Raw genomic sequence first — 16,935 nt, 5'->3', positions numbered from 1 at the left:
GGTTAATATAAATAGAACTCATAGCGCCCTTGAACTCCTTCATGATGGAGATTCGTTTTTTAGAGCAGAATTTGCAGAACATGAAAAAGACGTAGTTCCTTTTAATTTGCATGAGTTCAAACGTATCTCCCAAACAATTGACTGCGCTGAATTTTATCGCTGTTTTGAACAAGCAGGGATTAACTATGGTCCGGATTTAAAAAACATCAAGCAACTTTTTGCCTTAGAAGACCGGGTTTTTGCTCCGATTCAATTTAATGGAGATTTTAGCGAGTTTTTGTTTAATCCTTACCTCCTAGACGCTGCGTTACAAACCGTTGGCTATTTCACTTTGTATCAACAACAACCGCTTTCTTTACCGGTAAGCGCTAAAAAAATGATACTTCTTAAAAAGTTAGGGAATCATGCTTTAGTGTGCACAAAAAAAATAGGCCCGCTTAGTTTTCATATTCAAATTTTTGATGAAGAGGAGACACTGTGTGTCGTAATTGAAGAATTAAAAGCGCATTATCTTATAACATCTTATCGTCCTACTACGCCCGGTTATTTATCTGCAGGATCCAGAAATATTGAGACCTCATTGGATCCCGCGGATAAGCCGCGGGACGTAGGAGTACATGCACAAGTACTGAATACATCAGCAAACCTACCGCTTGCATCCCAGGGGTTGTCCACCGATGTAGATAATGCAGGAGTAGATACAAAATCGACTCAAGAATTAGTCTATTCTATTTTTTCCCATCGCCTAAACATGACCTCTGATGAGCTAAAAAGAGTGGGCCAATTTAGTAAGCTAGGTTTAGATTCTTTATTGGCTATGGATATTATTTTTGATTTAGAATCTCATTTTGGCAGTCAACCCAAAACGCTGTTATTTGACCATACAACGTTTGATGAATTAATAGCACATTTCAGCATTCATACTCCTCGAAGACGCGAAGAGCAAAAGCCACAGCCTTGGTCCGTCCCAATTTCTTCTGCAGCGGATATGGCAATTATTGGCATGGCTGTTAATTTTCCTCAAGCTTCTGATTTCCCCTCATTCATCGAGATTTTGGAAAACGAGAAAAATTGCATTCAGCCAATTGATAGTCGAAGTTATGGTTTTGGCGCATTGCTCGAAAATGCCAATGATTTTGATGCCCTTTTTTTTAATATTGCGCCTAACGATGCATTGATAATGTGTCCGCAAGAACGAATTATGCTGCAAAACGCATGGCATTGCTTAGAAGATGCGGGAATTCGTCTTGACAATCAACCTCAATCCGTTGGGGTGTTTATTGGTGCTATGAATAATTTTTATCAATTAACGGGTTTTGAAAAAAGCTTAAAAGAACAAAAAACAGTTTTAGCGAATTCAACCGCTGCAAGTATTGCCAATCGAATTTCCAGTGTGCTTAATTTTACTGGACCGAGTCTTACGCTTGACAGTATGTGCTCCTCTTCATTAACCGCATTACATTTAGCAATGCAAGCCATTCTTGCCAATGATGCATCCATGGCTTTAGTGGGAGGGGTAAATCTCATTAGTCATGATTATAAATATCAAGAACTCTTGCATCGAAATATGTTATCGCTTCAGGGACATTGTGCCAGTTTTGGAGAACACGCCGATGGCTATGTACCAAGTGAAGGAGTCGTGAGCATTTTAATCAAACCCCTCCACGCAGCAATCCGTGATGGGGATCGTATCCATGCCGTGATTAAAGGCAGTAGTGTCGCTCATAATGGGACCAGTTCAGGTTATACCGTTCCTAATGCAAATGCCCAAGCAGAAGTAATTAAAAAAGCAATCGTAAACGCAGGGTTAAAACCCGAAGACATCAGTTATGTGGAGTGCCATGGTACTGGAACCCAATTAGGGGATCCGATTGAAATAAAAGGTTTAAGCAAAGTATTTACCGAGCGGGATTCGCCATGCTTTATTGGTTCCTTAAAATCAAATTTAGGCCATATGGAAGCAGCAGCAGGGCTTGCAGGTATGGTCAAAGTAATCGCACAAATGCAACAAAAAAAGCTTTATACAAGTCTGCACGCGAGCAGTCTGAACCCTAATATTCAATTGCCTAAATCATTAATTCTATGTCAAAACCCATCCAGTTGGTCTGTTCATCCTAAGGACCAGTGTTATTATGCGGGTGTGTCTAGCTTTGGTGCAGGTGGCAGTAATGCGCATGTGATTTTACAAAGCTATGAGCATACGATTCAGCCTAAAGTTAGTCCCCTGCCGCGAACCGTATTTCAAAATCGTCGCTATGCTCATGAAGTTGAAAATAGCACGACTCCAGATCGATTTTATGAATATGTATGGCAGCAACAGGAACATACGAATAAACCGCTGGTGCCCTCATCATGTAAATGGGTGGTGCTAAGCACTAAAAGTAATGAAGCAGAGATAAGAAAACATTTGGCTCAAGATGTTATCCACTTTATTTATACCTCTCAAAGTGAATGGCACTTCCCTCAAGAGCAGAGCGCAGTAACGTCAAAACAAATAATCGAGTTATTGCCTGATGAGTTTATATTGCTTGATTGCTGCAATGATGAGCTTGAGTTAATTGAACATTTAAGTTTTTTACAACAGATTGCTCTCGCCACTAAAAAAGGAACGATACTGCAGATTAACGAAAGCCATTCACCTAACTTGGAGGTGATCGCTTATTTTCTGAGGTGCATGAATGAACAAACTATAGGATTAAAAACAGCTACCCTAGTGCTGGAGCCTCCATTTTTTACCTACGAGCTCATTCAAGAGGAATTAAGGCAAATAAACCTTAGTTATCATAAAATTCGTTATACTCAAGCACAGCGCTTTATCCAAGTATTACAAGAGCGGGAATATAAGAAATCAGCCTCTATTGCCATAGACTCGGAAAAGGTTTACTTAATTACAGGCGGTACGAGTGGTATCGGTGCGGAAGTTGCAAAGTGGCTCGTTGCGCGCGGTGTTCGTAAATTAATTTTAACTGGAATTACCCCTTTACCCCAAGAAAATTTATGGGAGCATTATCTGAAGTCGTCCTGTAAGGCAGGAAAAACCGTTCAATTGATTCACCAATTAAAAAAGCAAGGTTGTGTAGTTTTTTACTACATCGGAGATTTAGCTCAAGAGGAATTATTAGCCACTTTTTTAAAAATAGTCATGAAGGAAAAAAGTCATTTTGGTTGGATTTTCCATTGTGCAGGCGTTACCCCAAAGCAAACCAAGTCCCTCACTGAGCTTACCAAAAATGAGTTCGCTCAAATGTTCCATCCTAAAAAAGCAGCACTTGATGCGTTATGGCCGGTAGTAAACTCTTATGGATTCGAACGATTAGTTCTTTTTTCTTCTGTATCAGGGGTTCTTCCAGAACTTGCAATGGGGGTCGTTGATTATGCTTTGAGTAATCATTATTTAAACGCATTTGCCCAACTGCATCCGGGAAAAGTATTGAGTATTGCATGGCCTGCATGGAATGAGTTCAGTAAAAACGCGGAGCGAAGTAGCAGTTATCAACGAAGCCAACTTGGAAGTTATAAAACCCATGAAGCCCTGGCATTACTTACAACGTTATTAGCTTCTGCAACAAGTTCTTCAGTGATCATGCCAAGTAAGAATGGCCGTTCTCTAAATGCTCCTTTGTCAGAGCAGAATTTATCAATTCCAAGCAATGCATTAGAGGTGTTAAAGCGGATCCTTATGGAGGTGGTCGGTGTTACTGAAGACGAGATTAAGCTGGATAGGAGTTTTGCCGAATATGGAATTGATTCGGTTCTTTTAATGGCTTTGTTAAAGAAAATAGAAGCGGTAATGGGCTTAATGCTTGCTGCAGAAGTGATCTTTGAACACAATACGCTTGGCCGCTTAGCGTCTCATATCCAACAAATTAATGGCTTCGAACCCGAGACATTGAGCAAGCCAATGATAACTCTAAAACAACGAAACAATCCGAAGAAAATTGCAGTAATTGGTATCGGATGCCAGTTCCCTGGTGCCCATAATGTGGAACAATTTTGGGATAATTTACTGGATGCTAAAATCTCAATTACCCCCATTCCTAAAGACCGCGTTGATCGAATTGAATATGTTGCTTTTCACGGTGGATTTATTGAGGAACATGCATGGGCATCTGCACTTGATTTTGGATTTTCTAAAGCGCATCAACGGCAAATTAATCCTTTAGTTACGCGTGCATTGACGTTAAGTCAGCACGCTATTTTTGATGCCGGTTTTACCAAGGAAACAATCAAAGGGATGAATGCCGGGGTCTTCGTAGGTGCACGTGCAGATTTTAGTGCGCAACAAGAGATTAACCAGTTTACCATTATTGGTCAGGGGCAAAATTTTATTGCGGCTCATATCAATCATTTTTTTGATTTGAGCGGTACTGCGGAAGTCGTAGATACGGCTTGTTCATCTTCTTTGGTTGCATTGTATCATGCAGTTTCTGCGCTAAGAGCAGGTGATATTGAACTGGCTTTAGTCGGGGGTATTGATGGATTAGTCAATACTCGGCCTTTTGCTTTGATGGATGCAGCTAAAGCGTTATCACCGGATTTTAGATGTCGTCCTTTTGATGTTCGTGCGAATGGCATTGTTCTCAGTGAAGGCGGTGGTTTTGTCGTTTTAAAACCTTTAGAACAAGCAATCGCAGATGGAAATAAGATCTATTGTGTGATTGAAGGCATTGCGGTCAATAATGATGGGAGTACTATGGGGTATACGACTCCCAATCCTAAAGCTCAGCAAAAAGTGATTCAAAAGGCATTAGCCAATGCCGGTTTGACAGCACAGCATTTGGACTATGTTGAAATGCATGCTACCGGCACAGAATTGGGTGATCCTATGGAATTACAGGCCTTAACTCATGTTTTAGGCCACTCATCCATTAAAAAATGTGTAGTCGGTGGTGTGAAAGCAAATATTGGTCACACATTAAGTGCTGCTGGCATGGCTGGGTTCATTAAGACGGCTTTATGCAGTTACCATCATTGTTTGTTGCCTCAGCCTGAAAAAATAACTCCCAATCCTCGTTATGATTTTGCCCATTCTCCGTTGTGTTTGCTTGATGAACCCAAAATCTTAGATGCGACTCGCACTCATTATTTTGGGGTGAGTGCATTTGGTTTTGGAGGAACAAATGCCCATGTAATTCTTTCGAGTAGTATCCCAAAGCACCAATCAATAAAGCGAGCCGTTTCACAACGGAAAGAACCAAATTCCGAAATAATGGATGAATTTTTTAATGTTGAACGAATTTAAAATTAAATTAAATGCAGATAATTATCTGGTTGCGGATCACCGAATCGATGGCACCCGGGTGCTACCTGGCATTGCGTATTTAGACATTATTGCACGCTGCTTTCAGTCTGAATGTTTTGAGCTCACCCAAGTGAGCTATCCTCATGCGGCTAAAGTGGAACCAGGTGAGACCCTTATTTTATGTATGGTTTATAATTCCCAAGATCATTCTCTAGAAATCTATCATCAAGAACAAAGTCAAAATATCGTTCATTTCAAATCAGTCGTTGAGTTTAAGAAACCGAATTTACCTGTCTTGATGCACCTGTCAAAAGAAAATGAACAAATTCATTCAATGAGCACGATATATAGTTTGGCACGTGCTTCATTTATTGAGCATGGTGAATTTATGCAGGTCAGTGGTACCACGGGCATCAATGATTCAAAAATCACTATGAACTTGACTTTAGGGAGCAAAGCCCAAGCTTATTTATCCTCTTTTTATTTACATCCTGCGCTATTGGATGGTGCTACCTTTGCCATAGCTGCGTTGCATTTTGATGAAGTAGCGCATGCAGGTCCGGACATAGGTTATTTACCATTAGGAATTGATAAGGTAAGCGTCTTTGGACGGGTTACAACATCAACATTGATAGTCAAAGCTGAAATAATGCCAACGCAACATGAGTCGTTAATCAAAAGTCGTATTCATATATTTACACCGACAGGCGATTTAGTAGTTGCTCTTGAGGGCTTAACAAATAAGCGATTTCAGCGTCGGCAATTTAGGCAGCAAGATGTAATACAGTCCGTAAACCCGTTGCCAACCGTTCATGGGGATACATACAAAAAAATTGCAGCATTGATAAGAAATCATATACAGGATGCCCCTGATTTTTTAGAGCCTCAGGTCTCTTTTTTTGATTTAGGTTTTGATTCCAGCAGCCTAATCGCTTTGGTCGATGTACTCGAACAACAATTCAATTTGGAGCTTTACCCCACGTTATTGTTCGAACAAAATACCATGGAAAAATTAACTGCATATATTAATTCGCGGGGTTCATCTTCCATAACAAGAAATCTCACACAAAAAATAAGTACTCTTCGCTCGTCGACGTCCATGAACATAGCCACATCGATGGATCCTACGATCAATCCGCCAAAGGCTGGCTGTGTAGAGCAGGCAGAACACTTATCGGCACCCTTAGAATATGCTGATTATGCACTTTATATTCCTACAAAAACCAAAATAAAGGAGCGTTTAGATAATAAGCAGGTATTGATCATTAATGACCGCTTAACCTATGACCAAGCATTGAAACTTTATCAAAAACACCCTAAAGAAGATTGGGTGATTTATGATGGACGCTATCATCAGACGGATCTTGATTTGCACACTGTTTTGTCTCGTTTAGTAGAAACATTTGCCAAGCTTCTATCCGGTGGTCAAGGAACCTTGCCTCCAATAGTTTTGGGGTTATCTCCTAAGCAAGTACTTTTAATCCCTTCCGTTTCTGCATTCTTTTCGTGTCTTGCTAAAGAATACCCTCAACAGCAATTCTCGATTCTCGTAAGTGATGAATGTGTTAACGAAACTACTAGGTATTTATCGAGTAGGCAGAGATGTATTTACCTTCATCAAGATGCGCTTTATGCGGTAAGTTACCTGCAACCACAATTGAATTATGCGATATCCCATTCCAGTTTTAAAACTGGAGGAAGCTATTTGATTGTTGGTGGTCATGGAGGCTTAGGCCGATTGCTCGCCAGTTATCTGCGTAGACAATACAACGCGAAAATTCATGTTATTGGACGAAGTCAAAAGATTGAATCTGATGAGAATATTACCTATTACTCCTTGGATGTAGCCGATGCGGATGCAGTAAACGATTTTTTCGCAACGCATGATTTTCCTATCGATGGATTATTTTATTTAGCGGGTGAAAAGCATGACCGGTTGCTGATGAATATTAGTAACAATGATATTACCAAAACGCTACGTTCTAAATTAGACGGTTTGAGGGTAATTCATCATGCACTACAATATAAGCAACTTGATTTTTATTGTATTTATTCGTCTTTATCCGCCGAGATTGGCAATCTTGGACAAAGCATTTATGCTGCTGCTAATGCTGCTGTAAATGGCTATGCCTGCGAACAAGAACAATTACGGCTTGCGGGAAAACAGTATTCCCGATTTATTAGTATCAGTTGGCCTTATTGGTTAGATGGCGGGATGGAAATTAACCCGCATCAATTGCAAAAACTGCAAGAGGAATATGGGACCTTACCTTTAGGCGCGCCACGTGCTTTTGCATTGTTAGAACATGCATTTGCAACAAATGTACCTCATGTGGTGATTGCTAACCCTAAATTGCTCCAACATCGGTTATTAAAGTCACAAACAAGGCAGCTTAAGTTCCCTACCCAACTGGAGGCGCCTGAAGTTAATGAACACGACATTGCGATTATTGGAATGTCATTTCAATTACCTGATGCCGCCAATCTGGAAGAACTCTGGAATAATTTAGCTGCCGGCAAAAATTCAATTAAAATGGTGCAACGAAATTGGCATTATACCCCTTATCCTTGGGGAGGTTATTTGGATGATATTTCCAGTTTTGATCCTTTATTTTTTAATATCTCACCCCGAGATGCAACGCTAATTGATCCCCAAGAACGATTGTTTTTAGCGAATGCCTGGCATTGTTTAGAAGACGCGGGTTATGCACAGATTCAAGAGAAAAATATGGGGGTGGTTGCGGCGTCCATGTTTCATCTTTATCAGAACTATGGAGTGGAGCAATACCAAGAGTGTTCTGAGGTTAAATGTCCGCAATCTTCAGGGGCAAGTATAGCGAATCGTGTGTCTTATGCGTTGAATTTGACCGGTCCTAGTTTCTCTCTAGATTCTATGTGCTCCTCTTCACTTACTGCCATTGAATTAGCTTGTCGTTATTTAACAACGGATGAAGTGGATGCGATGTTAGTGGGGGGCGTAAACCTTTGTTCCCATCCTTATAAATTAGCCTCATTGGTGCAAAATAAATTCTTATCACCAACTGGGAAAAGCGCTCCATTTCATGAGCAAGCCGATGGCTATGTCCCTGGCGAAGGCGTTGTTGTGCTGCTTTTGAAAAAGGCAAACAAAGCACTGGCTGACGGGGATTCGATTTATGCATTGATTAAGGGTTTAGCATTAAATCATGGAGGGATGGGCAGTGGATTTACTGTTCCTAATGCGGCTGCCCAAGCAAAGGTGATGCAGCACGCTTTAACCAAAGCGCGAATTAAACCTGAGCAAATCGATTACATTGAGGCACACGGAACAGGAACCTCTTTAGGTGATCCAATTGAACTTGCTGCATTAAAGCAGGTATTTGGTACGCGTTCAGTGCAAAAACCATTGTACGTGGGTTCGATTAAAAGTAATTTTGGGCATTTGGAAGCAGCTGCCGGTATGGCTGGGATTGTGAAATTGATTGCCCAATTCCAAGCGCAAGCATTAGCACCGTCCATCAATGCATTGCCTTTAAACCCGGGGTTAAATATCAATGCGGCACCCATTCAAATATGTACCCATTACTTGCCGCAACAAACACTTCACTTTGCTGGACTGAGTAGTTTCGGGGCCGGTGGCAGTAATGCACATTTAATTTTACAAAATTATTCACACAATCTCATTGCACGACCCAAAACTCAATACAACAAACAAAATTATTGGTTGCCTGATGCAGAAATAGCGACTCATCATTGTTATCGAATGGATCGGATTATGTGTAACGTGGAGCCTGTTTCAATTTTTGAAGAGCTCTACCAGCTGGATAATGGAGTCCAGCAAATGTATTTCAAACGGGCTACCACAGAAACACGAGTGAAAAAAGTAGTCATTGTTTTTGGGGAAGCACGCTTTACCTCAGAACAGCTTATTGCCTGGATAAGCCAATGTATTGTGGTAAATCCGGAGGTTCAATTTATATTTATCCATCAAAGTCGGACTCAATGGATGGAGTCGCATGCATTGATGATGTCTTTGCCGAATCAAGTAAAATATTATCATAAGAATATTTTAATTCCTCATTTATTTTCTTTGTCTCCTTCTGAGGTAGCCAATATAGTGAGTAATGAAGCGCAACAGCTCGATCATCGCTTGGTGGTATATGATACAACCCGCCAGGCAATTAGTTTAAGTTTAGTAACCACGCCACTTCACCCAATACGACTCCAATCGGAACTGCGGGTAGTCGTATTGGGTGGTTTGGGCGCTATTGGATACCAATTTTGCCACACATTAATAGCTGCCGGAATTTATCAATTTGATGTTATTGGACGCAGTGCCCTGGATGTGAAACGACAGCAGATGCTTGCTGATTTAGGAGGCGAAATTCAGTACATCCAACATGATTTTTCTAGTCCCTATCATCGTTCTTTTACTTACGATTTTATCATTAATTGTTTAGGAGTGATGCCTGGTAAAAACAAAAATGAAGTGGCACAACGAAAAAAAATACAACCTCACTTAAGTCGATTTATTCAACTAAATCATCCCCATAAACTAATCAGTATTTCTTCTTTATCTGCATTAGCTGGATTTAGTAACCAAGAGGATTATGCAATTTATAATGCTGCTTTGATTGCACATTCTGACTATTGCCAAGAACATGTGTGTGTCTACTTACCTTTTGTCATGACGGAAACCTCAGCATCATCTGCTGAGTTAAATTGGTTGAAATGGAGTAAAAATACTCAGGGTTTAGAACCGTTAACGACGGACAACATACAAAGTATTTGTCGCCAGCTACTTACTTTAGAAGCAGGTGAGTACATTCCGTTTAAGGGGGATCCTCAACAATTTCATAAATATTTAACCCAAGAGTGTTTGACGGTTCAAGTTAAGAAATTGCAGGAACATATAAGCCTCAATCAAGGGAATTCATTATATGAATTAATTGAATCCATTTTGGGAATTTCTGCTCAGCAAATTAAAGCAGAGAATACTTTTTATCAATTGGGATTTAATTCATTGACGCTTAGTGAATTCGCCGAAGCAATCGCCAAACAGTATCATATACACATTGATCCCAACCAGTTTTTTGAATTCCATACGCTACAGAAACTACATGAATATTTACAGAATAATACCAAAAATTTTCCTCTCCCGTTGTCCGAAAAACTGGATTCAACCTCAGTCGGTGTGGTTATTTGTGGTTATCATTGTTCTTTCCCTCAATGTCCTACCCCCGAAGAATACTGGCACGCTTTATTGACTGGTAAAGATTGTACTCAGATGCCTTTAAAGATCCGTTTTAAGGATGAGCACGATGAATCACGTAAGATAGGCTTTATTGACCATTATGCGGATTTTGATTTTCACTTTTTTGAGTTGGGTTTGGAACAAGCAAAATATATGGATCCCCAACAGCGCAAGCTATTAGAACTATCCTGGCATGTATTCGAGCAAGGGGGCGTTTCACCTGCCACATTGAAAGGAAAAAATATCGGGGTATTTGTTGCTATCCAATTTGATGATTATGCACGTCTATTGGATCGGAGTCAGATAAATAGTCTTTATCAAATTACCGGGTGTGCAAAGACTTTCGCTGCAAACCGCATTTCCCATTTTTTTGATTTCCATGGTCCGAGTGAGACCATTGATACAGCTTGCTCGAGCAGTTTTACCGCCTTGAACCGTGCTGTTGCGGCAATTAAGAACGGTGAATGTGAGTCCGCACTGGTTCTAGGTGTGAGTTTGCTTTGTGATATAAAAACACTTGAATTGACGACCCAATTAAATGTTCTCTCACCCACGAATTATTGCCGTCCTTTTGATGCCCAAGCGGATGGGTATGTAAAAGGTGAAGGGGTTGCTGGTCTATGGTTGGTGGGGGATACTTTGGCGGCCGCGCAAAAGTTACGTATTGAAGCCACAATAAAAGCGATTCAAGTCAATCATGGAGGGCAATCACAATCATTAACTGCTCCGAATCCGCTGGCACAAAAACAATTATTATCACAAGTGTATCAGGGTGGAATATCGATTGATGAAATCGATTATTTTGAAGCACATGCGACCGCAACTCGTCTAGGGGATCCTATCGAGTTCTCGGTCTTACAGGAGTTATTTGCGCCACGAATAAAGCCGCTTTATATCGGTTCGGTAAAGAGTAATATAGGTCATACCGAACCTGTGGCAGGCCTTGCGGGGGTGATTAAAGGATTGTTGATGTTGAAACACCAAATAATTCCGCCGCAGGCAAATTTTCAGGAAGTGAATCCCCTCATTCGACTTGCTGAAAGCCCGTTTCGAATTGCAAAAAAAGCGGAGGTTACTCGATTAACAACGATTGCGATTAATAGTTTTGGTTTTGGGGGCAGTAATGGTCATTGTATTTTGACGCGCGATGAGACCTCCTCAGAACAATTACCGAAGCTGCCTTATGTTCCGATCAAATTATCCGCCAAGAGCAATGAAGCGTTGGTAAGAATTTCAGAACAGCTACTGGATTATGTATGTACTGTAACCGATAGTGTTTGTCTGACTCAATTAAGTTATACCTTAAACGTAGGACGTGCTGATTTTGAATGCCGCAAGTTATTGATTGTGGAAGACCTTGACGATTTGTGTGAACAATTAAAAAGGGAGGGTAAATCATCTAATTGGTTACATGAGAATTACTCCCAGGAACAGACTCTTCTTGGGTTGCAGCATATTCCTCATCAATTGAAGGATTATTTAGAAAGGCTTGCCCTTGCCTATCAAGAGGGTCGTTCAATTGATTGGCAACGTGTTTATGAGGGTATTAATGCCATTCCATTGGTATTACCTGTTTATCCTTTTGCAACCCATTATTGTTGGTTTGACGCTCCAGAGACATCTAAAGCTATTAATAAAGAGATTGAAGCGTATGAGCCAATTTGGAGAAAAAAAAATGTTCGTTCGCTGGAGTTGCATCGTTATCAGCACCGGGCTCTATTTTTAACGCGAATGCAGGAGCAACAGGTAAAAGAAGCGCTGCAGCAAATTCCCTATAAAGGGATGAGTTGTTTTATCTTTGTTGAAGAGCAGGATTCAGTAGAACAGGGCATGCGATGGCTGCACGAACACCCTTGTGAATTGATTTATTATTTTGCGGGGATGTGTCAAGAGCCCATAAACACGATATCTCTTCTGGACTCCCAGCGCTTGGGAATGGCGGGCTTTTTAGATTTAATTAAAAGGCTGGAAGAACTGGCCTATCGTGAAAAATCCTTAACCCTTTATATTTTTAGCAATAATGCTTATGGATTAAAGGAATCGGTTATTAATCCTTATGCGGCAAGCATGCATGGTTTAGCCCAATCATTAAAAAAGGAACATCCATTTTGGTTGATTGAGTGCATTGATCTTGCGGACAATAGGATTAGTGCTCAAGCGCTTGTTTTATCAAATCAAGGCCAAGCTTTTCCTTTGGTTTTGGCGCATGACGGAGTGTGGCACCGGCAACTTAAAGCTGTGAATCATACATTAAATCCCTGCCTACGTACTGATGAGGTCATCGTGCTTATTGGTGGTGATGGGCACGTAGGAAGGCTTTTGGTGCCCAAGTTTATTGAACGTAATCCTCGCGCACTCATTATTGTTGGTCGCTCTATCAAAACACGAACCGAAGGAGTCCTTCATTGGAAAACAATGGATTGCACGGTAGCGGTTGAAGTTGACTCTTTGCTAGATGAGGTGATTCAACGCTATGGGACAATTGATTGGCTCTATCATTTAGGCGCTTGTTATAGTGAATCTCCGGTGACTTCATTGAATTATGAAGATTATTTGTCGCAAATGAGTGTGAAGGTATTAGGTACTTATCATTTAATCAAAGCATGTCATCGTAGGGAAGTGAAACACGTTATCATCACTTCTTCAGTACAAATTTATACGCAAAATAAAAATAGAGGTGCTTACTCTGCAACCTGTTATTATGCGGATGCATTAATTAAGGCGTTGCGTTCTGAGAAAGCGAAATTGGTTCATTGGGGTTTTTGGCAACAAGACGATGAGGTTGCAAACCAATTGATGCTCTCCTCAGGGATTTCTCCGATTACTCCAGAGCAAGGTTATCATTCCTTACAATTGACAGCTTCTTTGCCTCAGTCTGATCTAAGTTTTTTCAATGTTTCAGAATCAGTAAAAACCATGATGCCAATTTGCACGGATTCCCTAACCCAAGAAATTGAGGATTTGCTTCTCTTTAATCGAGGATTATTTGAGTTAGAGTATTTTTGTTTTCACTTAATGAAACATCATTTGCAGACCCAAGGATTAGTTTGGAGTCAAAATTATTCAAGACCAGAAGTGCAAAAGGACTATGAACCTTATTATTTAGCATTAATCAACATGCTCAAAGATTTTGAACGAAATCATGTTTCTCAAAACCCACATCAAATTAAATCCCACATTGAATTACTTCACGATCAATTGCAATTAATAAGGAAGTACCCTCAAATTAAACCGTTTGTTCAATTACTTAAGGTGTGTGGACTGCATTTTACTGAGGTAGTTACAGGACAAAAAACCATCCAGCAGATTATGTTCCCTTTTGGCCGAGATGATTTAGTTCGTGGTATTTATCAAAAGAATCTTTTGGCACATTATTACAATCAAACCATTGCCTCTTTAGTCAAGGACATTAGTGATGCCCGTGATACTCAGGTTGATATTCTTGAGTTAGGAGGGGGTACGGGGGCCACAACAGAAGCAATACTCACGCAATGTGCACATAAGGTTCATTTCACATTCAGTGACATTAATCCTCAATTTGTAGCGCGGGCTAAAGAATACTTCTCTAAGTATGCTGAAGTGGAAACATGTATTCTAGATATTAACAAGCCCATGATGAACAAACAATTTGATCTCATTATTGCAAGTAATGTATTGCATACTACTGATAATATTCGTCAATGCCTGCTGAACATTATTCCATTACTTCGTAAGGATGGCGTATTGATTATCAATGAAGCAACAGCGAATAGCTTATTTCTTGCTTGTACCTTCGGCTTATTTAAGCAATGGCATACCAATAAAGATGAATATCGTATCCCCGCAAGCGCGTTACTCCATGCAGAAACTTGGGAAAAACTACTGCAAGAAATTGGTTTTTCAGTGGAGATGTTGGCGATGCCTAAAGAGGTAGATCAATCAATTTTTGTGGCACGCTTAAAAATAGGACCTCGCCCTCATACTTTGGTACAAAAGGCGATGGTCTCTCAAAAAGAGAGGGAATTGATGCCTGCAAAAACTGCGAATTCAGATGAGTTATTGACACTTTTTGCAAGACATGTACATTGTGCAACAACCACCTTGGATTTAAATCAATCATTAGTCCATTATGGCTTGGATTCATTGGCAGCAATTCATTTGGCAGAGCAAATTAAATGTGAGTTAAAACTTAATATTTCACCCACTGTATTACTTGAGCCTGTTTCTATATCACAACTCATTAATTCTATTGCGAAGAAGAAGGAAGAACTTTTATGTTAAGTAATGAAGAATATACTGAAGTGAGAAAATCACTGAATTTTAAGCGTCAACTTACAAAGAGTCTTGGTTTTTTAATTGCTGATATCGCTTTGCTTTATGCTGCAGTTATTTTGTTGGGAAAAAACAACTTACTATTCTATTGCCTGGGTGAACTTTTTTTGGCGATTTTATTTCTGCATAATTTTATTTTACTGCATGAGTGTGGTCATAATACTTTATCGAATAAATCCTGGCTCAATGTGGTTCTGGGTCATTACATGAGTATTTTTTGTTGTATGCCATTTTATCCATGGAAAATCATTCATGAAGAGCACCATAAGTGGACTGGGCATATCGATAAAGATCCGGTATTTGAATTACTGAAGCAGGCCAAAATAAGTAAGAAGTTACCGTGGATCTTTCATGTAGGCTGGAGAACCTTTATTCCCTTAAATGTGTTGTTCTTACATCTGGTTTATTGGACTTATCCTCTTAAATTGCTCAAACAAAAAAAACTATCCCGAATCAGGTTTCGACAATGTTTGTTTTCGGTACTCTTTTTATTTTTTGCTTATGTATTTTTAAAATGGTGTTTCCCCAGTTTTGTAACGTTTAAAAACCTAGTTCCAGCGATTTTGATTTATGGAGTCCTCTGGGAAACTTTGTCTACTCCGCAGCATTTAGGTTTAGAACCTACTCAACATCGACCTACCCTAAAAGAACATACTTTAACGACGCGAAGTACCTGGTTTCCACGATGGTTACAGCATTATTTATTTTTAAACTTTGGTTATCACGTGGAGCATCACTTTTTTCCAGCTTTACCTTGGCATGAATTGGAAAAAGCACATTACAAAATTAAGCCCTTGTTAAGTAATGAATATCAAATGGTCACAGGTGGAATATGGAATATTCAAATGCGTAGCCAAAACATGGAGAAGGCGATTGGAGTGCGTGATGATTAAGATTTCGAATGTGACTCATTTTGAGCCCGTAACATGTGAAGCGGCATTGTGTTTGGAAAAACAAATAATCGTTAGTGAGTTTCAAGCCGGAAAAGGTTCTAAAAGTCACTATATTGATTATCTCGATTTAACAACTTCTTATGTCATGCTCATTGCAGAGCGAGATGCGCAACTTTTGCTATGGGAAAGTGAAGCATTGCTAGAACATTGTCAGGAAAATTATATTATAAAGATTCATTTCAAATTGTCTGCTAATGAGCTTGCACTATTTGAGGGAGCGAAAGCATTAGAATCTTGGTGTGCGCGAAACCGTATGGTTTTACGGAAACTCAAAGATGAGGCCCATATATCGTATTATTTTACGTTGTTTGATTCTCATAAAATCACCGGTGAGCTGCTGGTTTCTCCAGTACTTTATTTTGATAAAAATCCAGTCTTTACCCTGCAAACGGAAGAGGATGTAGTATCGCGGTTGGTTAAGGTAAAACCTGTTGGTTTAGAAGTCAAAAAAAATCAGATTATTTGCTTTGATAAGTACCATTATCAAATGATGTATCACCCTGATTTTAATTTTATACGAGTTCATGATGTACATCGAAATCATTAAAACCCAGCGATTCAAATTTATAAATTACTGTCCTGTTGTTGTCGATACAGAAAATAAAACGTGCATTTTTATCGATCCTTCATGGGAAAAAAGAAAATTTCAGGATTTTGTAACGCGCAATGAATTAAGGGTTGTCGCAATTTTGTTGACCCATCATCATCTCGATCATTCGCATTTGGCGAATTATTTTGCCAAATATTATGAGTGTCCTGTGTTTATGAGTAGTTCTGAAATAGAGTATTATGGATTTCAATGTCATAATCTTAAAGCGATTTATCCTTTTCAAAACCTCCTTAATTTAGAGCATCTTCCCAGCATCATCATCCATCAAACCCCGGGACATACTTTCGGCGGTCTTTGCTTTCAAATTGATAACGTTTTATTTACAGGGGATACTTTGTTTAATGAGGGGTGTGGGTTTTGCCATAGCAAAGGTGGAGATGCGGGCATGATGTTTGATTCCCTGAATTATCTAAAAAAAATGATACCTGATGAAGTGTTGGTGTATCCAGGCCACCGTTATCATCATGATCTGGGGCAGTGTTTTTCGGAAGTGAAAAAAATGAATATTTATCTAAATATTGAAGATCGCAACGATTTTATCCAGTTTCGTACTCGAAAAACAAAAGGGTTATTAAATTTTAGGTGA

General features: G+C 39.7%; 5 protein-coding genes (1 of these 5 running past the window's edge). All 5 read left to right on the top strand.

Translation table 11 applies throughout. The features are described 5' to 3' along the window. Tightly spaced (each overlapping or abutting the next), the 5 genes in view from ACWTE2_RS29395 to ACWTE2_RS29375 form a layout consistent with a single transcriptional unit that may run on beyond the window. A protein-coding gene (locus ACWTE2_RS29395; protein ID WP_454785534.1) for a beta-ketoacyl synthase N-terminal-like domain-containing protein crosses the window boundary here: on the top strand, positions 1 to 5,242 show its 3' portion. It extends 2,300 nt beyond the left edge of the window; 5,242 of the gene's 7,542 nt are visible here — the last part of the coding sequence; its start codon lies beyond the left edge, outside the window; it ends in the stop codon at positions 5,240 to 5,242. Further along, a complete protein-coding gene (locus tag ACWTE2_RS29390; protein ID WP_454785533.1) occupies positions 5,226 to 14,735 on the top strand; it encodes an SDR family NAD(P)-dependent oxidoreductase in 9,510 nt (3,169 codons plus the stop codon). The genes ACWTE2_RS29395 and ACWTE2_RS29390 overlap by 17 nt, the downstream gene beginning before the upstream one ends. After that, positions 14,729 to 15,679: a fatty acid desaturase family protein gene (locus ACWTE2_RS29385; protein ID WP_454785532.1), complete on the top strand. Its 951-nt coding sequence runs from the start codon at positions 14,729 to 14,731 to the stop codon at positions 15,677 to 15,679. Before ACWTE2_RS29390 ends, ACWTE2_RS29385 begins: the two co-directional genes overlap by 7 nt. After that, positions 15,672 to 16,286, top strand: coding sequence for a hypothetical protein (locus tag ACWTE2_RS29380; protein ID WP_454785531.1), 615 nt, complete (start codon positions 15,672 to 15,674; stop codon positions 16,284 to 16,286). The genes ACWTE2_RS29385 and ACWTE2_RS29380 overlap by 8 nt, the downstream gene beginning before the upstream one ends. Next, positions 16,264 to 16,935, top strand: a complete 672-nt coding sequence (locus ACWTE2_RS29375; RefSeq protein WP_454785530.1) for an MBL fold metallo-hydrolase — start codon at positions 16,264 to 16,266, stop codon at positions 16,933 to 16,935. Before ACWTE2_RS29380 ends, ACWTE2_RS29375 begins: the two co-directional genes overlap by 23 nt.

It is taken from the genome of Legionella nigrisilvae (assembly GCF_977063395.2).
The sequence above is the reverse complement of the archived record's forward strand: the minus strand, read 5'-3'. Positions and strand labels throughout refer to the sequence as shown.